We start from the raw sequence: 19,967 nt of genomic DNA on the forward strand, positions 1-19,967 counted from the left end.
GTGACTAACGTCCCAGCAGGAAGTCGAGGTGGAGGCGATTGAAGGTCTTGGGGTCCTCGTACTGCGGCCAGTGCCCACAGCCGGGCATCACCTCGAACCGGGCGCCGGGGATCATCGAGGCCATCCGGCGACCCTCTGCGACATCGGCGGTCGGGTCATCGCTCGTCCATACGACCATGGTCGGCGCGGTGATCGATCCGTATTCCTTCGGGCCGAGCAGGTTTCGTGCGCGGATATCGGGATCCTGCAGAGCCATGATGTCCTTCATCGCGGCGGCGAATCCGGGTTGGCGGTAGACCCGCTGGCGGCTCGCGACGATGTCGTCGTAGTCCTTGGACTTGTCGGCCATCAACCACTTGATGCGCGCCTGGACCGTTTCCCAAGTCGGGTTCTCGGCCGCGGCCATCGACAACGTGATGATGCGCTTCATCACCTCGGGGTCGGCCTGAGATCCGCCCGCGGTGTTGAGCACCAGTCGGTCGATCCGGTTCGGCTCGTCGGCGGCGGCGCGCGCGGCCACCCAGCCGCCCAGCGATTCACCGCTGATGTGGGCGCGCTGCACACCGATCGTGTCGAGGAACGACATCAGATGGGATACGTAGTGGTCCACCTCGAGCGGGTGCCCGGGCTTGTCCGTGTAGCCGTGGCCGAGCATGTCGATCGACCACGTCGAGAAGTGCTCGGCATGCGATTCCAGATTCCGGACGTATGCCTCGGCGTGCCCTCCCGAACCGTGCAGGAAGACCAGGGTCGGCTTGTCCCGGTCACCGGCATGCAGATAGCGGGTGCGCACTCCACCCGCGTCGATATATCCCTGCGAGAACGTGACGCCCTGAAGGTCACTCCAGACGCTCTCGAAGTCGAGCAGCGGAGACGATTCCGGCACTCGTCACCTCTCTTGACGGGGAGAATCAAATTCTCGTATTTTGTAAGCACTGTGCTCATTTATCGCACGTCCATGTGCACTATAGTTAGAGCATCACTCTCCTGAGTGGTGGATGTCAAGGAAGGTCAGGAAGTCGGATGTCTGGTTCGGTCGGGTCTGAATCGGTCGGCGGGGCCAGCCCCAACGCCGCGCCGACCGGCGCGCCCGGTTCGCAGACGTTGGCTCGGGGTTTAGCCGCACTGCAGTTGGTCGCGACGTCCCGTTCGGGCCTGACCGCCCAGCAGGTCGCCGATGAGATCGGCGTGCACCGGACCATCGCCTACCGCCTGCTGTCCACGCTCTCGTCGTTCCGGTTTGTGGCCAAGGGCGAGGACGGCCGCTACCGGGCGGCCGCCGCGCTCGCAGTGCTCGGCGCATCGTTCGACAACCATGTACGCCAGCTGAGCCTGCCCACCCTGCGCACGCTGGCGGACGAACTCGGCAGCACGGTGTCGCTGCTCGTCGCCGAGGGCGATCAGCAGGTCGCCATCGCGGTGATCGTGCCGACCAACGTGTACTACCAGCTCGCTTTTCACGAAGGAAGCCGTTACCCGCTCGATCGGGGTGCCGCCGGCCTCGCGCTGCTCGCGAGCATGCCGCCGCGGCCCGGCGAACGCGATCTGATCCCCCAGACCCGCCAACAGGGTTGGGTCACGACGCACGGCGAAGTCGAGCCGAACACCTTCGGTCTCGCAGTGCCCGTACACAGGCAGCCACCGTCACCGCCGACGTGCATCAACCTAATCTCGCATCGTGAAGACGTGGTGATGCATGGCAAGGACGCGGTGATCAAGGCGGCCAACGAATTGTCCGCGATCCTGTCCTGAGGATCGCCTGCGCCGAAAGGATTGAGCACGTGACCAATTGGGATCACGAGGTCGACGTGGTCGTGCTTGGCAGCGGCGGCGCCGGCCTGACCTCGGCACTGACGGCCGCCGTCAACGGAGCCTCGGTCGAGGTATACGAGAAGGCCGCGACCGTCGGCGGCACGACGGCGGTTTCCGGCGGCATCATCTGGATTCCTGCGCACAATCGAGCCTCCGAGGGCGAGCTGACGATCGAGGACGCCATGAGTTACCTGCGGGCACAGTCTCACGGGTTCATGGACGACGACCTGGTCGACACCTTCGTTCGCACCGGTCCGGAGATGCTCGACTTCATCGAGGCCCACAGCGAATTGGAATTCGAAGTCGCCGAAGGATTCCCGGACTATAAGCCCGAACTTCCCGGCGGACGCCCGGCAGGCGGACGGTCGCTGAACGCCAGACCGTTCGATCGGGCCCGCCTCGGCGAGTGGAGCGATCACGTCACGTCATTCCCCGCCGATTTCAGCAACGTCGGTATCGACGCCGAGACACGCGCGCGCATCCACGCCTCGGTCGACGAGGAGACGGGCGACTACTGCGTGGCGGGCACCGCGTTGATCTCCGGACTGCTGAAGGGGCTCCTCGATCTCGGGATCGCGCCGCATACGAACGCGCGCGCCGTCGAGCTCTTCGCCGACGCCCTGGGGATCACCGGTGTCCGAATTACACAGGGCGACAGAGAGTTCAACGTTCGGGCCCGTCGCGGTGTAGTGCTGGGAACCGGTGGGTTCGAATGGGATCCCAAGCTGGTCGAGGCCTATCTACGTGGACCGATGCGCGGCGCGGTCTCACCGCCCAACAACACCGGCGACGGCCTGCGCATGGCGATGGCACACGGCGCCGATCTGGCCAACATGGGCGAGGCGTGGTGGGTGCCGATCGTCCAGCTGCCCGGCGACACCTTCGAGGGTCATCCGCGCAGTCGCAGCGTACGGCTGGAACGCACCCGCCCCAGAAGCATCATCGTCAACCGCGCGGGCAGGCGATTCCTCAACGAGGCGGGCGAATACAACTCCATGGCGGGTCCGTTCCATTTCCTGGACCCCAAGCACGGCTACGCGAACGATCCGGCGTGGATCGTCTTCGACGCACAGCATTTCAAGCGGTACGGGTTCCTCGGGGTGCTCCCCGAAGAAGAGGCGCCGGACTGGTTTGCGCCGTCGGCCGACTTGGCGGAACTCGGCGAGAAGACAGGTATCGACGCGGACGGCCTGGCAGCGACGCTCGCGGCGTGGAATGACAACGTCGCGAACGCGCAGGACCCCGACTTCGACCGTGGTGCAAGCGCTTACGACGGATACTGGGGCGACGACACAGCGACCACCTCTGCGGGCAAGACCCTCGGTCCGATCGACACCCCGCCGTACTACGCCGTCCCCGTGTCGATCGGCGCGATGGGCACCAAGGGCGGCCCGCGCACTGACAGCGACGGCCGGGTGCTGCACGTCAACGGCGCGGCGATTCCGGGATTGTTCGCCGTGGGCAATGCGATGGCGGGCGCGACGGGTAAGGCCTACGGCGGTGCCGGCGGGACACTCGGTCCGGCGATGGTGTTCGGGTATCGCGCGGGGTTGGCGGTCTCGGCGCGCACGTGACAGGGTTCAGAGTGCCGGTGACCACCCGAACCCCGACTTCGACCGTGGCGCAAGCGCTTACGACAAATATTGGGGCACCGGGACAGCCGCCACCCCGACCCGCGATTCGACCCCAACCGTCGGTTGCCGATCGGCAACTCATAAAGTAGCCGATCGGCAACCAAACGGTCAAATTTTGGGCTACCCTCGTCCTGCGAGCGCGCTAGATTCGCCGAACGGGATGGTCGATCAGTCGCTCGCCTGCCGACGAGCCAGGAGGACATCCACCGATGACCGAACTCACGAACGACGGCGGCGAACTCCCCGCGGCCGGGGGCACGGCAGCGACAGCGACCCGCGATAGAGACCCCGGGCCCGTGTCGATGACGACCCGGGGTCAACGCATCATGCTGTGGACGGCACCGCCGGCAGGCGTGTTGTTCGTCATCGGCTATTTGTTGTTCCCGCTGTTCTCTCCGCCACTGTCGCCGACCTTGAGCCCCGAACAGGTCGCGGCGATCTTCAGCGAGAACGTCACGGGAATCCTGGGAGTCGTGATCCTGTGCAACCTGATCGCCGGTTCGCTGGTGCCGATGTTCGCGGTCATCGCCGTACAGATATCGCGCACCGCCACGTCGAGCAGCGTCTTCACCTATGCGTACATCATCTGCGTCGGCGTCGGTACTACGGCGTTCATTCTCGCCGACTACTGCTGGGGCGTCGCCGCATTCCGGCCTGACCGCGACCCGCAGCTGATCAGCCTGCTGAACGATATGGCGTGGTTCTTCTTCATCGCGCCAGTCGGCACCATCGTCGTACAGAATCTCTGCCTTGCGGTGAGCATCTACCTCGATGAACGGCCGGATCCGGTATTTCCGCGCTGGGTGGCGCATTTCAACGTGGCAGCCGCGCTGCTGCTGATCCCGAGCGCGTTCTCGATCCTGTTCAAGACCGGGCCGCTGGCGTGGGATGGCGCCGTGTCATTCACCCTGCGCAACGCTGTGCTCGTGATCTGGGCCGTCGTGATGTTCTTCGTCCTTCTGGGTGTGGTGAATCGTCAGGGTGACGAGCGGGAGAGTCTCGCATGAGCGACACCGTCGTCACGGCACCCGAATCCCCGGCTGAATCCGCACCACCACGTCCGCGGAATCGCAAGAGGGACCAATGGATTGCGTTCTGGCTGGTTCCGATCTTCTTCAACATCTTCGGCATCGTGTTCGTGCCGCTGAGTTGGATGATGCCGCCCCGACCGCCGAACAGCCCCGCACCCGCGATGGTCGATTTCATGCAGTCCCACAACCTGCTCATCGCGTGCGCGATTCTGACGTTGTGCTTCGGCCTCGCACCGGTGGGCAACGCCGTCTATCTCATACAGATCAAGCGGATGTCAGTCAGCCCGGTGTTTCGCTACGCGGTCATGATCGGTGCCACGACGGGAGCGATCGTCGGCATGCTCTTCCCGATGTTCTGTTTCGGACTCGGCGCGTTTCGCTCCGGCTATGATCCATCGGTACTGGCGATGCTCTACGACTTCGGCTACCTGGCCTACATCGGCTCGCTCGGGTGCTTCTGTGTCATGTGGATGGCCTTCGGCCTTGCGATCATTCTCGACAAGAACAACGTCCTACCGAAATGGCTCGGCTACTACACCGTTTGGCAGTACGTGACCGAACTGATGGCTGCGCCGGTGTGGATCTCGAAGTCTGGTCCGTTCGCGTGGAACGGCTTGATGACCTTCTGGTTCGCCATGGTGCTGTACGTCTCTTGGCAGTTCATCGTCTACATCTGCATCTACCGGGCGATCAAGAACCAGCCGGACGACACGCTCGAGACCGCCTGGCTGCATGGCGAACCGGTGTCGCATGATCCGCGACCCAAGGCGAACGCATGACCAACGTCGCCCAGGAATCTGCCCCCGACGTCAGTAAGACCGGACCAATCACCAACGTGCGCAACCACGTTCCCGGCGAACTGAGCATGTGGTTCTTCGTGATCGGCGACCTCCTCATCTTCGGCGTCTACTTCATCAGCTACATCTACTATCGCGGGCAGGACGCCGACCTGTTTCTGCAGAGCCAAGCGCGGCTGAATCTGGACATCGGCGCCATCAATACGGTCATCCTGCTGACGAGTTCTCTCTTCGTCGCGCTGGGCACCTCGGCGGCGCGCAACGGCAAAGTGCCGGATGCTATTCGCCTGTTCGGCATCGCGTTCGCTTTCGGCGTGGCCTTCCCGGTCATGAAGGCGTTCGAGTACATCCCCGAATTGACTGCCGGGTTGACGCCGGGAAGCAACCTCTTCTTCATGTACTACTACGTCATGACGGGGTTGCACTTGTGCCACGTCACGCTCGGACTGGTAATCCTCGGCTTCGTCATTCGCAGTCTGCGGATCTCGGCGAAACCGAAGATGTCGTTCGTGGAAACCGCGGCGACCTACTGGCACATGGTCGATCTGCTGTGGATCCTTCTGTTTGCGCTGCTTTACCTGATGAGGTGATCGATGACGTCCTACATCCGCAACCCACTGACATTCGTCTGGGCGTTGCTCAGCATCGTCACCGTCGTGTCGTGGCTGACCGCTCGTGGCGGCGGCTCAGCCCACGTCGTCAATGTGACCGTCACGCTCGTCGTGCTACTCATCGCCGCCGTGAAGACGCATTTGGTGATCTGGCACTTCATGGAGGTCCGATATGCGCCAAGGTGGTTGAAAGCGACGACCAGTGGATGGCTCATCGGTCTCGTCGCACTACTTTTGGGCTTTTACTTGGCCGGCATGTGAAGCCTGGTGCCACGGCGCTACGTTTTCGTCTCGCCAGAGTCGACTTCAAACCGGTCACGGAAGTAGCCGGTCGGCTACCCTCGTCGCTGTGACGTCCACGCAGGATGGCCTGAAGTTCAGCGAGATCACCCGCACCGCCGCGCAGACCCGAGTGCTGGATGCCGCGTTGAAACTGATCGCCGAGCACGGCGTCAGCGGAACGTCGTTGCAGATGATCGCCGACGAGATGGGTGTGACGAAGGCGGCCGTGTACCGCCAGTTCAAGACGAAGGAAGAGATCGTCATCGCCATCACGGAGCGAGAGATGAGCAAGCTCGAGGATGTGCTCGAGGCCGCCGAGGCCGAGGGGCATCCCCTACGGGCGCGTGCCGTACTTCTCGACCGCATGGTCGAGCAGGCCATTGACCGCCGCGACGCCTTCCGCGTGCCGATGTTCGATCCCATCATCATCAGACTGCAGGCTGAATACGAACCGTTCCAGCGGTTCATCGAGCGGTTGTATGCGGCGCTGCTCGGTACGGAAGCAGGGGTCGAGGCGCGTCTGCACGCGGCGATGCTGTCGAGTGCGATCAGCGTGGCGGTCATGCACCCACTGCTCGCCGACGTCGACGGTGAGACGCTGCGCGAACAGTTGAAGCAGATGACCAGACGCATGCTCGGTATCCCCGAATGACGTTGCCTCGCATGATCGATGAGCAGGAGATCCGCAGCCTCGTCAACAGGTATGCCGATGCCGCCTCGCGCCGCGACCCGTCCGGAATCGCTGGCACATTCGCGACCAACGGCACGTGGCAGGCACCGGAGCTCGGCTGTTTCGAGGGGCACGATGCGATGTCGGCGTTCTTCACCGCGATGCTCGACGGCTGGAATGTCTTCCTGCAGGCGCTGATGTCCGGAGTGGTCGTCGTCGATGTATCGAATCCTGATCGCGCCCTTGGCCGTTGGTTCGTCCAGGAAACCGGCCAGCGCGCCGAGGGCACCAACTTGATCATCTCGGGCGTCTACCACGACGAGTACATCCGCGATGAGGGTGCGTGGCTGATCCTTCACCGCCGCTACGATGCGCTGCTGAGAAATACCGACGGCCAGGTGGCCACGCTGCCGTTCCCGTCGGATGTACCAGCGATCGGTTAAGGCTCGACAGGGACGGCGAACAGCTGCTCGGTAGCGGTGTATGGATCCGACCCGCCCTCGGCGACCAGCCCCGCGAGGCGATCCAGCTCGGGATGACTCCGCAGTCGCGTCTGCGCCAGTGACAAGATCTGCGCACGCGCACGCGCCATGCGCCGTTCCGGGCTGTCGGTGCGGTGGTGAACCTCGATGACATCGACCAACTCGGGGATGCCTTGTCCTTCTGCGGCAACGAGCTTCAGGATCGGGGCCTTGGTCTCGGCCTTCAGGTCCCGCACCGTCTGATCCGCGCCGTCGCGGTCCGCCTTGTTGACGACGACGATGTCGGCGACTTCGAGCAGGCCTGCCTTGGCCGCTTGGACCGCATCGCCCGCACCGGGATTGAGGATCACGATCGTCGGATCGGCGATGGCGGCGATCTCGATCTCGGATTGGCCCACACCCACCGTCTCCAACACGACGAGGTCGTAGGACAACGCGGTGAGCAGCCTGATGGCGGCCGGAACCGCGGCAGCAAGTCCCCCGAGGTGACCGCGCGTCGCCACCGACCGAATGAGGACGTCGGTGTCGTTGATATGGGCGGCCATTCGGATCCGGTCCCCCAGCAGCGCTCCGCCGCTGTACGGCGAGGACGGATCGACCGCCAGCACCGCCACCCGCATGTCGCGTTCGCGGTACGCACTGACCAGAGCGCCGACCGTCGTCGACTTGCCCGCGCCCGGTGGGCCTGTCACACCGACGACCCGCGGAGCGGGTATCTCGCCGAGCGACGCGAGCACCTCGCCGCGCCGCGAACTTTCGACCAGGCTCAGCAGCCGGCCGGCCGCCCGGGTGGACCCGTTGCGCGCCGCTTCGATGAGCTCGTCAATGGTCATCGCGTCCAGCCTATCGCGGTCGCCACCGATATGAGAATGCTATTCTCTCTGTCCGAGAGTGTCAGTTGCAAGAAGGGTCACCATATGCAACTCACCGGCAAGGTCGCCTTCGTCGCCGGGGCCAGCCGCGGCATCGGTGCGACGATCGCTGCGGCGCTCGCCCGAGAAGGTGCCGCGGTCGTGGTCGCGGCGCGCTCCGAACAACGGGGCAAGCTGCCGGGGACCATTCATTCGGTCGCCGAAGGTATCTCGTCGGTCGGCGGCCGGGCGTTGGCGGTGTCATGCGATGTCACCAGCGAGGAGTCGGTTGAGAATGCGGTCGCCGCAACGGTTTCGGAGTTCGGCGGCATCGACATCCTGGTCGCCAACGCCGGTGTGTTGTGGCTCGGCCCCATCGAATCGACGCCGCTGAAGCGCTGGCAGCTGTGCCTCAACGTCAACCTCACCGGCGTGTTCCTGGTGACGAAGGCGGTCATCCCGCACGTGAAGGCGCGCGGCGGCGGCTCACTGGTGGCCATCACCACGACCGGCGTCGGGATGATCGAGCACGGGTCCAACGCCTACTGGGTGTCCAAGGCCGCGGTCGAGCGGTTGTACGTGGGTCTGGCCGCCGACCTCAAGCCTGACAACATCGCCGTGAACTGCCTGAGCCCGTCGCGGGTTGTCCTCACCGAGGGATGGCAGGCCGGTGGCGGCGGGTTGGAGATCCCGCCGGAGATGGTCGAACCACCCGAGGCGATGGCCGACGCAGCCGTGTTCCTGGCTCAGCAGAATGCCGGCGGCATCACCGGCACAATCCAGCGCTCCGAAGAACTTCCCACCTGACGCGTTACTTGCCCTTCGCGATCAGCCCGTCGACGATCTTGTTGAAGTCGGGGGTCCCGAACGAGACGTACTCGGACAGGTTCGCGTAGTCCAACGACGCCATCACGGACTTCTCCAGCTGAATGTTCATCAGCCGCTTGGTGCTCTCGAGCGCCTGTTGCGGCAACTCCATGATCTTGTTCGCGCATGCAATCGCGTCGGCCAGCGGGTCGGCGACGACATGGTTGGCCATTCCCAACTCGAGCGCTCGCGGGGCCTTGATCCGTATTCCGGTGAACGCAAACTCCTTGGCCTGCAAAAGGCTTATCTGCGACGGCCATACCAACGGCCCGCCGTCCGCAGCCACCAGACCGATCGACACATGTGGATCGGCGAAGAACGCGGTCTCGGCCATGTAGACGATGTCCGAAAGCGCCGCCAGGCTGCAGCCCAGTCCGACGGCGGGACCGTTGACTGCGGCGATCACCGGGATGCGGCAACGCACCATTCCGATGACGAGGTCGCGGCCGTGCTTGATCGTCTTCTGGCGCAAGGCCTCGTCGTTGCGCAGTTCGTCCAGGTAGTTGAAGTCACCCCCGGCCGAAAAGGCCCGGCCTGCACCGGTGATGACCGCGGCACGCGCGCCGGCATCCTCGTTGAGCGCCTCCCAGATCTTGGCAAGGCCGACGTGCAGCGGATCGTTGACCGCATTGAGTTCATCGGGACGGTTGAGCGTGATGATGCGAAGTGCACCATCGGCGGTGACGTCGATTTCGTCTGGCATGTCGTACATTTCAGACCCCTAACCCGAGAATTCGTGACGCGATGATGTTCTTCTGAATCTGTGACGTGCCGCCCATCACGCTCTGCGCGCGGCTGTACATGTACGCGCCGAACAGTTCGGGATCACCCGTGCCGACGGTGGCCAGCGCCGCATGGCCGACAGACTGCTCGACCCAGGTCATCAGCAGCTTGTCGAGTGAGCCCTGCGGCCCGTGAGTGATGCCGTCGAGTTGTTCGGAAAGCCGTCGGCGCACATGCAGCCTCAGCATTTCGGTCTGAACCCACGCCCATGACAGCTCTTCTGTGGTCGCGCCGTCCACTCGGGATGCCAACTGGCGCACCAGCTTCCCGTATCGCGCGGAGAAGCCGAGCGTCGATGGTTCGCGTTCATGGCTGACGACCGTCATCGCGAGCTTCCAGCCCTCGCCGAGATTGCCGACGAGGTTTTCGGCAGGCACTCGGGCCCCGTCGAACGACACCTGGCCGAATTCCTTCGTGACGCCGCTGATCATCTTCAGTGGCCGTTGCTCCACACCGGGTTGATGCATCGAGACGACAAAAGCGGAGATGCCGCGATGCTTGGGCACATCCTTGTCCGTCCTGGCCAGTAGCAGACACCAGTCGGCGACGTCGGAGTAGCTCGTCCAGATCTTGTGGCCGTGGATCACGTACTCGTCACCGTCACGGGTGGCAGTCGTGGTGAGCGATGCGAGGTCCGAACCCGCGCCGGGCTCCGAGAAACCCTGGCACCAGCGCTCACTGCCGTTGATCATGCCGGGCAGGAATCGCTGCTGCAGTTCCTTGCTGCCGTGATGACCAAACGCGACCACCAGGTACCCGAGGCTCGGGCGCGCAGGGGCGCCTGCCTTTGCGATCTCCTCGTCGACGATGACGTCGTACACCGGAGGCAGGTCCTGGCCCCCGTACTCCTTCGGCCACGATGTGCCGAAGAAGCCTTCCTCGTAGAGGGCTTGGTGCCAGGCGCCTTGAGCGGCCCAGTACTCGTCGCCCGACGTCGGGAACTTGCCCTTCTGTTCGGTCAGCCAGCCGCGCAACCGATCCCGGAATGTGGCTTCCTCCGGTGAATCACGAAAATCCAATGGTCAGCTCCTCCAGCTTCACGGGCCACGTTTCGGTGGTTGCCAGCACTCGCCGCAGATAGATGTGGGCAAGGCATTCCCAGGTGTTTCCGATACCGCCGTGCACCTGGACCGAGGTCTCGCAGACGGTCAGTGCGGCACGCGCACAGTAGATCTTGGCCACCCGCGCGGCTTCGATAGCCTCCGTGGGCGGCAGTTCGTCGACCGCCCACGCGGCGTGGCGAAGCACGCTGACCGACCCCTCGATCAGGGCCAGGCTTTCGGCAAGGAGATGTCCGACTGCCTGATAGGAACCGATGGTCGCACCGTACTGCTCGCGAACCTTGGCGTACTCGCAGGCCAGAGCATGCGCGCCGCGCGCAGCGCCGACGAGGTCGGCACAGGTGACGGTGAGTGCGAGTGCGCGCCAGCGGACGGCGTCGTCCTCGGAGAGCTCCCCAAGTCCAGAAGGCGATTCGACCACGCCGGCAAGGCTTCTCGTCAGATCAACGGACTCGGGCTCGTCGGCCCCCGCTTGCACCTGTACACCGCGATGACGCAGATCGTCGGCCAGCACCGGTCCGATGAAGGGCACGTCGACCAGCCCTCGCGCAAACTCCTCGGCGACGAGCGCGACCTCGACACCGGACGCGCCGTCGGAGCGCAGGGTGCGAAACCCCGTGGCGTCGACGGCCTTCTCCAGCCGGGCACCGCGCTTCTCGTCGTCGAGATCCGCGACCGAACCCGGCCCGAGATCGTCGGCGAGCTTGGCCGCAGCATCCCGCAACTGTTGCTGCTCACTCGTCAGACGGACGTCCACAGCCGCTCCTTCAACACTCGACGCAACACCTTTCCTGATGGCAGACGCGGTATCTCGTCCACGAACATGATCTGGCTGGGCCGCTTGTACGATGCGAGCCGGTCACCGATCAGCGCGACGAGTTCGTCGGCCTCCACGGAGCCAATGGCCTTGACCGCAACCACGATCGCCTCCCCGCTGTTCGCGTCCGGCACCCCGAACACCGCACAATCCTCGACGGCCGGATGGCCGTGTAACACGGCTTCGATCTCGGCGGGGGCAACCTGAAAGCCGCGCACCTTGATCATTTCCTTCAAGCGGTCGGTGATTCGCAGCCAGCCCTCGGCATCGATGTGCCCGACATCGCCCGTCCGGTACCAGCCGCCCGAGAAGGCTTCGGGGGTAGCCGAATCCGGCAGGTAGCCCGCCATCACGGAGTCCGAGCGCACCTGGATCTCGCCGAGTTCACCCGCCGCCACCGATTGGCCGGTATCCAGTGACACCACTCGCAGATCTACGCCCGGTACCCCACGACCGACCGTGTCCAGCTGAGCGCCGGCGATCTCGTTGCACGCGATCACGGGCAATTCGCTGGCACCGTACGCCGTCACCCAGTTCACCCCCGCCCTGCGGGTCACGACCTCGGCGACGCTCTCGGTCACGGGCGTCGCACACCACATCACGTACCGCAGTGACGACAGGTCGTACTTCTCCAGGTCGGGGTGTGCTGCGAGCGCCAACGCGATTGGGGCCACGGCCATTTCGATGGTGATCCGGTCTGACTCGATGTGCCGAAGCATCTGGTCGATATCGAACCGCCGGTGCAACCGGATCCAGGTGCCCGTGTCGAGCGCCATCGCAATGTTAAGTAGCCCGAGGATGTGCGAGGGCGGCGTCATGATCTGCATGCGGTCCGTCGATGAGAGGTTCAACGCGTCGCGCCAATGCCGCACCGCCACCGCGAACGAGGCATGTGTATGCCGCACGGCCTTCGGCATTCCGGTAGTGCCCGAGCTGAAGACGAACAACGCGTCGGACTGCGGCGACGGCGCTTCGAAAGATCCGTACCCGGGCGCTATCGGCTCGTCCAACGACAGCATCGGCATCGACTCGGCCAGAGCCGGATGGTCCCCCACCGCGTCCGCAGGCGTTGTCAGCGCGAGCGCATGGTCGACCTCGGTGCGCTTCCACGCCGGGCTGAGCAGCACGGCCGACGCGCCCAGCAGCCAGATGGCCCGCAGCGCGACGACGAACTCCGGCCGATTCGATGACATGAGTGCGACCCGGTCGCCACGGCGTACGCCGCGGTGCTCGAGGGTGGCCGCCATGCCGCCGGCCAGGGCGTCGAGTTCGGACAGCGTGTACTCACGCTCCTCGAAAGCGAGCGCGATCGCCTCACTCACAGCCTGTCCTCACTCGCCGCTGCCGCCGGTCACCATGCGAATTTGAGAATAGCGTATCATTTAAAGAGAATGGTATTCTCTAAATCTTAGAACCAATGTGCCAGGAGAGGCTCGATGACGGCGGAACCGGCCGACGACGGACAAGTGACGATCGTTCTCGATCGAAAATCGGTGTCGGTGCGGCGGGTGGCCAACGAGACGCTTCTCGAGAGCGCGCGGCGCGCCGGCCTCTCTCCGCCGTTCTCGTGTGAAGCCGGCAACTGCGGCACCTGCATGGGCAAAGTCGTCGAGGGCAACGCCACAATGCGGGTCAACGACGCGCTCGAAGAGGACGAAGTCGAGGACGGATACATCCTGACCTGCCAAGCGGTTCCGGACACTGATTCGATCAGCTTCACCTACGACGACTGAGCCGACGGGGTCTCGGCGTGTTCGTCGAGGCGCGGAGGCGGTCGGTATTCGGGCTCGTATCCGTCGACATGGATCGGGCTGCCCACCAACCGGAAATCCCCTGCGGTGACAACGACTTCGGGCGTCGCCTTCAACGCCTCGGGCAGCGTGCGCACCGCGGCGGCCGGGATGCCCAGCGGGCGCAGCCTGTCCTCCCAGCCTTTTGCGCTGTCGGTGGCGAGCCGGGCCGCGACGACGGCAAGCACCTCGTCGCGATGCGCCGCTCGCTCGGCCATCGTCGTGAAGCCCTCGATTCCGGCCTCCGCGGCGAACGACTTCCAGAATGCGTCGTGCGTGATGAACAGCGCGAGATACCCGTCGGCAGTCGAGAACAGCTGCGCCGGAACGTAGTACGAGTGTGCTCCATACGGGTAGCGCTGCGGCTCTGCGCCGTCGTTCAGGTACGCCGACGCGCGGTAGTTCAATTGGGACAACATCACATCGCGCAGCGAGACGTCGACCTGTCCACCGCGCCCCGAGACGATCTGCGCCAGCAGACCGAGCGCGGCGGTGAGCCCCGTGGAGTTGTCGGCCGACGAATAGCCCGGCAGCGTCGGCGGATCGTCGGGATGGCCGGTCATCGCGGCCACCCCCGTCGCCGCCTGGATGACGTAGTCGAATGCTGGATCGTCGCCGCCGTTCAATCCGAACCCCGTCAGCGCGACGCAGACGATGCGGTCGTTGAACTCCCGCAGTGCCTCATAGGTGAGGCCCAGCCGCTTGATCGCCGACGGCTTCATATTGACCAGCAGCGCATGCGAATTGGCGACGAGCTCACCGAGTCGCCGACGGCCGTCCTCCGAGCGCAAATCCAGCACGACGCTCTGCTTGTTGCGGTTGAGGCTCGCGAAGTAACTGTCACTGACCTGCCGCGAGATCTCGCCGCCCGGCGGCTCGATCTTGATCACCTCGGCACCGAGATCGGCCAGCAGCATGGTCGCGTACGGACCGGCCAGCATGACGCCGACCTCGAGAATCCGGATGCCTGCCAACGGCCCGGCTTGTGTCATCGCACAGCCTTGGCGAGTTCGGCAATCACCTCGCGCGTCCGGTATTTCGATGCGATCAGCTCGTCGCGGTTGTCCCCGATCGGCAGCAGGCGAACCGACAGATCGGTCACCCCGGCGTCGGCGAACTGGCGGAATCGCGCGAGAATCGCCTCCTCGTCGCCGGCCGCCGTCAGATCGCCCACGTCACGCGCGTCGCCGCGATCCAGTAACCGCTGATAGTTCGGCGACGTCTCCGCCTCGGCAAGGATCCGGTTTGCGCGATCCTTGGCGGCGTCGATCTCGGAGTTGGCGCACAGGCACACCGGGATGCCCGCGACGATCCGAGGCGCCGGGCGTCCGGCATTGTCCGCGGCTTTGTTGATGCGCGGTGCGATGTGCTCACCGATCGCGCGCTCATCGGCCATCCACAGCACCGTGCCATCGGCGAGTTCGCCTGCGATCTGCAGCATTACCGGTCCGAGAGCGGATACCAGCACCGGCATCGGCGGTTCGGCGCCGAGCACAGTCGGGTTGTGCACGGTGAAGGTGTCGTTTTCCACATCGACGTCACCGGGGCCTGCGATCGCGGTGTTGAGGACGTCGAGATAGTCCCTGGTGTAGGCGGCCGGCTTCTCGTAGGGGATTCCGAGCATGTCGCGCACGATCCAGTGGTGCGACGGCCCGACGCCGAGCGCCAGCCGTCCGCCTATGCCCGCATGTATCGAGAGCGCCTGGCGCGCCAACGCGATCGGATGCTGCGCCTGCAGCGGTACGACTGCGGTGCCGAGTTCGATTCGCGTCGTGCGTGCGCCCATCAAGGCGACCATGGTCAGGCAGTCGAAGTCGTTGGGCACCTGCGGCATCCACGCGGTGTCCATGCCCGCGGCCTCTGCCCACTCGATGTCGTCGATCAGCTTCTTGACCTTGCGAGCCATATTCCCGCGCTCGGCGCCGATCATCACGCCCAATCTCATCTGCCCACCCCGCTTCGCCCGCCCAATCTCATGACTGCCCCGCCTTCTCGGTCAGTGCCCGCACGTCGCGCACCAAGGTTTCCAGCGATGTGCCGGTGGGGAACACCGCGGCGGCGCCGGCGTCGAGCAGCTTCTGCACGTCGGATTCCGGGATCGTGCCACCCACCACGACGGCGATGTCCCCGGCATCGGCGGCGCGCAGTGCGTCGACGGTGCGCGTGGTCAATGCGATATGAGCTCCGGAGAGGATCGAAAGACCCACCAGGGCAACGTCTTCCTGAAGGGCAATGGACACGATGTCCTCGATGCGCTGACGGATGCCGGTGTAGATGACCTCGAAACCGGCGTCGCGCAGCGTACGTGCCACGATCTTGGCCCCGCGATCGTGGCCGTCCAGACCCGGTTTGGCGACGAGCACCCGTGCCGGCTGCGAGGCGGTCGATTCGGCCACTAGAACACCACCGGCTGCTGGAATTCGCCCCACACCGACTTGAGCGTGGACACCATCTCGCCCACCGTGCAGTAGGCGTTGGCGCAGTCGATCAGCTTGTGCATGAGGTTGTCGTCCCCCTCGGCGGCCCGCGACAGTGCCGCCAGCGATTCCTTCACCGCGACGCCGTCCCGCTCGGCCTTGACCTTGGCCAGCCGCTTCAGTTGGAGGTCGCGCCCTTCGGCGTCGAGTTCGTAGGTGGCGATCTCTGGCGGTGGTTCGTCGACGACGAACTTGTTGACTCCGACCACCGGCCGCTCACCGGATTCCACCTCTTGGTGAATCTTGTAGGCCTCGTCGGCGATCAGGCCCTGCAGATAGCCGTCCTCGATGGCGCGCACCATGCCGCCGTGGTTTTCGAGGTCGTGCATGATCTCGATGATCTTCTCTTCGGTGGCATCGGTGAGGGCCTCCACGAAGTACGACCCGCCAAGGGGGTCGGCCACCTTCGCGACGCCGGTCTCGTACGCCAGGATCTGCTGGGTGCGAAGTGCCAGCGTCGCCGACTCCTCGCTGGGCAGCGCGAACGGCTCGTCCCACGCGGCGGTGAACATCGACTGCACGCCGCCGAGCACCGCGGCCAACGCCTCATACGCCACGCGGACGAGATTGTTCTGCGCCTGCGGCGCGTACAGCGAGGCCCCGCCCGCGACGCAGCCGAATCGGAACATCGACGCCTTGTCGCTGCTGGCGCCGTAGCGCTCCCGCACGATCGTGGCCCAGCGGCGCCGTCCGGCCCGGTACTTGGCGATCTCCTCGAAGAAGTCGCCGTGGGTATAGAAGAAGAAGGAGATCTGCGGGGCGAATTTGTCGATGGTCATCCGGCCGCGCTCGACGACGGTGTCGCAGTAGGTGACGCCGTCGGCGAGGGTGAACGCCATCTCCTGTACCGCGTTGGCGCCGGCGTCGCGGAAGTGTGCCCCGGCGACCGAGATCGCGTTGAACCGCGGTACCTCGGCAGCGCAGAACTCGATGGTGTCGGCGATCAGCCGCAGCGACGGCTCCGGAGGCCAGATCCAGGTGCCGCGGGACGCGTACTCCTTGAGGATGTCGTTCTGGATGGTGCCGGTGAGCTTCTCGCGCGGCACCCCCTTCTTCTCTGCGGCCGCGACGTAGAAGGCCAGCAGGATCGCGGCGGTGCCGTTGATCGTGAAGCTGGTGCTGATCTTGTCCAGCGGAATGCCGTCGAAAAGGATCTCGGCGTCGGCGAGTGTGTCGACGGCGACGCCGACCCGGCCGACCTCCTCGCCGTACTCGGCATCGTCGGAGTCATAGCCGCACTGCGTGGGCAGGTCGAGTGCCACCGACAACCCGGTGCCGCCCTGATCCAGCAGGTAGCGGTAGCGACGGTTGGATTCCTCGGCGGTGCCGAAGCCCGAATACTGCCGGAACGTCCACAGCTTGCCGCGGTACCCGCTCGCGAAGTTGCCGCGGGTGAACGGATACGTACCAGGTGCCGGCTGCTCACCGCTTCTGTCGGCCGGTCCGTAAATGGGCTCGAGCGGGATGCCGGAGGGGGTCTCTACAGGCTCGGTCATCACTCGATAACGTACTTGCAAAAAATGAGAATGCCAATACCGCACACTGGAAACGTGCAGTGAGCGGGACCCGCGGCAGCACCCTGAACGCCACTGAAGGCCCAGTAAACAGCGATTATGGCACTTGCCTAGAATGAGAACGTCACTACCAGTCCTGTAGAATCCAGGGACTGCGCATCCCGAGGAGGCTCCTTGTCCACCTTCACCGACCGCACGCTTGTGGTGTCAGGCGGTTCCCGCGGCATCGGGTTGGCGATCGCGCTGGGTGCAGCGAAGCAGGGCGCAAACGTCGTTCTTCTCGCCAAAACGTCCGAACCCCACCCCAAGCTGCCGGGCACCGTGCACACCGCCGTGGCCGATGTGGAGGCCGCGGGCGGTCAGGGTGTCGCCGTCGTCGGAGACGTGCGTAAAGAAGAGGACGTGCAGCGCGCCGTCGATGCGGCCGTCGAACACTTCGGTGGCGTCGACATCGTCATCAACAACGCCAGCGCCATCGCGACCGACGCGACCGAGGACCTGACTGCCAAGAAGTTCGACCTGATGATGGACATCAACGTCCGGGGCACGTTCCTACTCACCAAGGCAGCCCTGCCCCACCTGCGCAAGTCACCGAACGCGCACGTGATCACGTTGGCACCGCCACTGAACATGAACCCGCACTGGCTCGGCGCGCATCCGACCTACACATTGTCGAAGTACGGGATGACGCTGTTGTCCCTGGGCTGGGCGGCGGAGTACGCCGATGCGGGCATCGGCTTCAGCTGCCTGTGGCCGGAGACGTACATCGCGACAGCCGCAGTCGCCAACGCGCCGGGCTTCCAGGACCAGCTGGCCAGGTCGCGGGATCCGGAGATCATGGCCGACGCGGCGGTGGCGATCCTGTCGCGCCCGGCCGCCGACGTGAACGGGCAGTGCTTCATCGATGTCGACGCGCTGGCATCGGCCGGCGTCACCGACTTGTCGCGCTACGGCGGTGGAGACGACCCCATCCTTGATATCTTCGTCGACAAACCATGAGCATCTCGTTGCTGCTGGAGATGGCAGCCTCCACTAACCCGGACCGCACCGCGCTGGTGTCGGGTGAGATGCGGCTTACGACAGCTGAACTGAGTGGGCTGGCGGACGGCGGCGCGGGTGTCATCACGGCGGCAGGCACCTCGCACGTTGCCTACGTCGGCCTCGGCGGCGCGATGCTTCCCCTGTTGCTGTTCTCCTCAGCGCGCGCCGGTGCGGCCTTCACGCCCCTGAACTATCGACTGAGTGCCGACGGTCTACGCGAGTTGATCGACCGGCTGCCGCAGCCGCTCGTCGTGGCCGATGCGGAATACCTCGACGTCGTCGCGGGCGCGGGTAAGCAGGTCATCGGGTCCGAGGAGTTCATCGCGGCCGCGCGAACGGCCGAACCCGCCGCGGAGTTTCCCGACCCGGAAGACGTCGGCGTTGTGCTGTTCACGTCGGGCACGACGTCGCGGCCCAAAGCCGTTGAGCTGACGCACAACAACCTCGCGAGCTACATCTACGGGACTGTCGAATTCGATTCGGCCGATCCCGGCGACGCCGCGCTGATCTGCGTGCCGCCGTACCACATCGCGGGAGTCTCGGCGGCGTTGTCGAACCTGTACGCGGGCCGAAAGATGGTGTATCTGCCCCAGTTCGACGCGGCCGAATGGGTACGCCTGGTGCGCGACGAGGGAGTCACGTCGGCGACCGTGGTGCCGACGATGCTCGACCGCATCGTGTCGGCCATCGAGTCCGCCCCCGTTGCACTGCCCACACTGCGCAACCTGGCGTACGGCGGATCCAAGGTCGCGCTTCCGTTGGTGCGCAAGGCACTCGGACTGCTGCCCGACGTCGGTTTCGTCAATGCCTACGGCCTTACCGAAACGAGCTCCACGATCGCGGTGCTCGGGCCGGACGATCACCGCACCGCGCTCGCCGGCTCGGACGAGTCGGTCATTCGCAGGCTCGGTTCGGTCGGTCAGCCGGTGCCCGGCATCGAAGTCCAGATCCGCGCGGACGACGGCACGGTCCTCGAAGCCGGCGAGACCGGCGAACTGTACGTCCGCGGCGAGCAGGTGTCCGGCCGTTATGCCGAGATCGGGTCGGTGCTCGACGCCGAGGGCTGGTTCCCCACCAAGGACGTCGCCATGCTCGACGCGGACGGGTATCTGTTCATCGGCGGCCGCTCCGACGACACGATCATCCGCGGCGGGGAGAACATCGCGCCCGCCGAGATCGAAGACGTGCTCGTGGAACATCCGCTGGTGCGTGATTGCGTGGTCGTGGGGCCGGAGGACCCGCAGTGGGGTCAGATCATCGTCGCCGTCGTGGTGCCCGCCGACGGAACCGAGCCCGACCCGGACGAACTGCGCGAGCACGTGCGCGCACACCTGCGTGGATCGCGCACACCGGATCGCGTGGTGTTCCGGGACGAACTGCCGACCAACGCGACCGGCAAGGTGCTTCGCCGCGAACTGATCCAAGAATTCACAGCCTCGAATTAGCA

At 65.0% G+C, this 19,967-nt stretch carries 22 protein-coding genes; 12 read left to right on the forward strand and 10 right to left on the reverse strand.

Going from position 1 to position 19,967, the window contains the following annotated elements; all coding sequences use genetic code 11:
• Positions 1-4: 4 nt before the first annotated feature.
• Positions 5-868: an alpha/beta fold hydrolase gene (locus AB4Z42_RS11455; RefSeq protein WP_442009571.1), complete on the reverse strand. Its 864-nt coding sequence runs from the start codon at positions 866-868 to the stop codon at positions 5-7.
• A 155-nt stretch (positions 869-1,023) separates the two neighbouring features.
• On the opposite strand from AB4Z42_RS11455, the gene AB4Z42_RS11460 reads away from it, so the two are divergent.
• The 8 genes from AB4Z42_RS11460 to AB4Z42_RS11495 all read left to right on the forward strand — a co-directional run bounded on the left by AB4Z42_RS11460 (position 1,024) and on the right by AB4Z42_RS11495 (position 7,280).
• Positions 1,024-1,752, forward strand: a complete 729-nt coding sequence (locus AB4Z42_RS11460) for an IclR family transcriptional regulator (protein WP_442009273.1) — start codon at positions 1,024-1,026, stop codon at positions 1,750-1,752.
• Positions 1,753-1,781: 29 nt separating this feature from the next.
• Entirely contained in the window at positions 1,782-3,386 is a 1,605-nt protein-coding gene (locus AB4Z42_RS11465; RefSeq protein ID WP_442009274.1) for an FAD-dependent oxidoreductase, read from the forward strand.
• A 362-nt stretch (positions 3,387-3,748) separates the two neighbouring features.
• Complete coding sequence (locus tag AB4Z42_RS11470) at positions 3,749-4,453, forward strand: hypothetical protein (RefSeq protein ID WP_442009572.1); 705 nt, start codon at positions 3,749-3,751, stop codon at positions 4,451-4,453.
• A complete protein-coding gene (locus AB4Z42_RS11475) occupies positions 4,450-5,256 on the forward strand; it encodes a hypothetical protein (RefSeq protein ID WP_442009275.1) in 807 nt (268 codons plus the stop codon). The genes AB4Z42_RS11470 and AB4Z42_RS11475 overlap by 4 nt, the downstream gene beginning before the upstream one ends.
• A complete protein-coding gene (locus tag AB4Z42_RS11480; RefSeq protein WP_442009276.1) occupies positions 5,253-5,864 on the forward strand; it encodes a cytochrome c oxidase subunit 3 in 612 nt (203 codons plus the stop codon). Before AB4Z42_RS11475 ends, AB4Z42_RS11480 begins: the two co-directional genes overlap by 4 nt.
• A gap of 3 nt (positions 5,865-5,867) precedes the next feature.
• Positions 5,868-6,146, forward strand: a complete 279-nt coding sequence (locus tag AB4Z42_RS11485; protein WP_442009277.1) for a cytochrome C oxidase subunit IV family protein — start codon at positions 5,868-5,870, stop codon at positions 6,144-6,146.
• 88 nt (positions 6,147-6,234) lie between these two features.
• On the forward strand, positions 6,235-6,819 hold the full coding sequence (locus tag AB4Z42_RS11490; protein WP_442009278.1) for a TetR/AcrR family transcriptional regulator: 585 nt from the start codon (positions 6,235-6,237) through the stop codon (positions 6,817-6,819).
• An 11-nt stretch (positions 6,820-6,830) separates the two neighbouring features.
• Complete coding sequence (locus tag AB4Z42_RS11495) at positions 6,831-7,280, forward strand: nuclear transport factor 2 family protein (RefSeq protein WP_442009279.1); 450 nt, start codon at positions 6,831-6,833, stop codon at positions 7,278-7,280.
• Here the strand turns inward: AB4Z42_RS11495 and AB4Z42_RS11500 are convergent.
• Positions 7,277-8,152, reverse strand: a complete 876-nt coding sequence (locus AB4Z42_RS11500) for an ArgK/MeaB family GTPase (protein ID WP_442009280.1) — start codon at positions 8,150-8,152, stop codon at positions 7,277-7,279. The genes AB4Z42_RS11495 and AB4Z42_RS11500 overlap by 4 nt on opposite strands.
• 84 nt (positions 8,153-8,236) lie before the next feature.
• On the opposite strand from AB4Z42_RS11500, the gene AB4Z42_RS11505 reads away from it, so the two are divergent.
• Positions 8,237-8,977, forward strand: coding sequence for an SDR family NAD(P)-dependent oxidoreductase (locus tag AB4Z42_RS11505; RefSeq protein WP_442009281.1), 741 nt, complete (start codon positions 8,237-8,239; stop codon positions 8,975-8,977).
• 4 nt (positions 8,978-8,981) lie between these two features.
• Here the strand turns inward: AB4Z42_RS11505 and AB4Z42_RS11510 are convergent, their stop codons facing one another.
• The 4 genes from AB4Z42_RS11510 to AB4Z42_RS11525 are packed head-to-tail and all read right to left on the reverse strand — an operon-like array spanning position 8,982 to position 13,020.
• On the reverse strand, positions 8,982-9,749 hold the full coding sequence (locus AB4Z42_RS11510; RefSeq protein WP_442009282.1) for an enoyl-CoA hydratase/isomerase family protein: 768 nt from the start codon (positions 9,747-9,749) through the stop codon (positions 8,982-8,984).
• A 1-nt stretch (position 9,750) separates the two neighbouring features.
• Positions 9,751-10,839 (reverse strand): acyl-CoA dehydrogenase family protein, encoded by a 1,089-nt coding sequence (locus AB4Z42_RS11515; protein ID WP_442009283.1) that lies wholly within the window; start codon positions 10,837-10,839, stop codon positions 9,751-9,753.
• Positions 10,826-11,638, reverse strand: a complete 813-nt coding sequence (locus tag AB4Z42_RS11520) for an acyl-CoA dehydrogenase family protein (RefSeq protein ID WP_442009284.1) — start codon at positions 11,636-11,638, stop codon at positions 10,826-10,828. The genes AB4Z42_RS11515 and AB4Z42_RS11520 overlap by 14 nt, the downstream gene beginning before the upstream one ends.
• On the reverse strand, positions 11,623-13,020 hold the full coding sequence (locus AB4Z42_RS11525) for a class I adenylate-forming enzyme family protein (protein ID WP_442009285.1): 1,398 nt from the start codon (positions 13,018-13,020) through the stop codon (positions 11,623-11,625). Before AB4Z42_RS11525 ends, AB4Z42_RS11520 begins: the two co-directional genes overlap by 16 nt.
• Before the next feature lie 114 nt (positions 13,021-13,134).
• Here AB4Z42_RS11525 and AB4Z42_RS11530 point away from each other — a divergent pair, with 114 nt between their 5' ends.
• Positions 13,135-13,431, forward strand: coding sequence for a 2Fe-2S iron-sulfur cluster-binding protein (locus AB4Z42_RS11530; protein ID WP_442009286.1), 297 nt, complete (start codon positions 13,135-13,137; stop codon positions 13,429-13,431).
• Here the strand turns inward: AB4Z42_RS11530 and AB4Z42_RS11535 are convergent.
• From AB4Z42_RS11535 to AB4Z42_RS11550, 4 genes are read right to left on the reverse strand one after another with little or no spacing between them, the layout of a single operon-like run.
• Positions 13,419-14,480 carry a CaiB/BaiF CoA transferase family protein gene (locus AB4Z42_RS11535; RefSeq protein WP_442009287.1) on the reverse strand — a complete coding sequence of 354 codons (1,062 nt, stop codon included), beginning with the start codon at positions 14,478-14,480 and terminating at the stop codon, positions 13,419-13,421. The two genes, AB4Z42_RS11530 and AB4Z42_RS11535, sit on opposite strands and share 13 nt — an antisense overlap.
• Complete coding sequence (locus AB4Z42_RS11540) at positions 14,477-15,433, reverse strand: LLM class F420-dependent oxidoreductase (RefSeq protein ID WP_442009288.1); 957 nt, start codon at positions 15,431-15,433, stop codon at positions 14,477-14,479. The genes AB4Z42_RS11535 and AB4Z42_RS11540 overlap by 4 nt, the downstream gene beginning before the upstream one ends.
• Positions 15,434-15,461: 28 nt before the next feature.
• Positions 15,462-15,884 carry a cobalamin B12-binding domain-containing protein gene (locus AB4Z42_RS11545; RefSeq protein ID WP_442009289.1) on the reverse strand — a complete coding sequence of 141 codons (423 nt, stop codon included), beginning with the start codon at positions 15,882-15,884 and terminating at the stop codon, positions 15,462-15,464.
• Positions 15,884-17,461 (reverse strand): methylmalonyl-CoA mutase family protein, encoded by a 1,578-nt coding sequence (locus tag AB4Z42_RS11550; protein ID WP_442009290.1) that lies wholly within the window; start codon positions 17,459-17,461, stop codon positions 15,884-15,886. The genes AB4Z42_RS11545 and AB4Z42_RS11550 overlap by 1 nt, the downstream gene beginning before the upstream one ends.
• 192 nt (positions 17,462-17,653) lie before the next feature.
• Here AB4Z42_RS11550 and AB4Z42_RS11555 point away from each other — a divergent pair, with 192 nt between their 5' ends.
• Both AB4Z42_RS11555 and AB4Z42_RS11560 read left to right on the forward strand, forming a co-directional pair.
• Complete coding sequence (locus AB4Z42_RS11555; protein ID WP_442009291.1) at positions 17,654-18,478, forward strand: SDR family oxidoreductase; 825 nt, start codon at positions 17,654-17,656, stop codon at positions 18,476-18,478.
• Positions 18,475-19,965, forward strand: a complete 1,491-nt coding sequence (locus tag AB4Z42_RS11560) for a class I adenylate-forming enzyme family protein (protein WP_442009292.1) — start codon at positions 18,475-18,477, stop codon at positions 19,963-19,965. Before AB4Z42_RS11555 ends, AB4Z42_RS11560 begins: the two co-directional genes overlap by 4 nt.
• Positions 19,966-19,967 lie beyond the last annotated feature (2 nt).

This window comes from Mycobacterium sp. 2YAF39 (genome assembly GCF_052114565.1).
In the GTDB taxonomy this organism is placed as follows: Bacteria; Actinomycetota; Actinomycetes; order Mycobacteriales; family Mycobacteriaceae; genus Mycobacterium.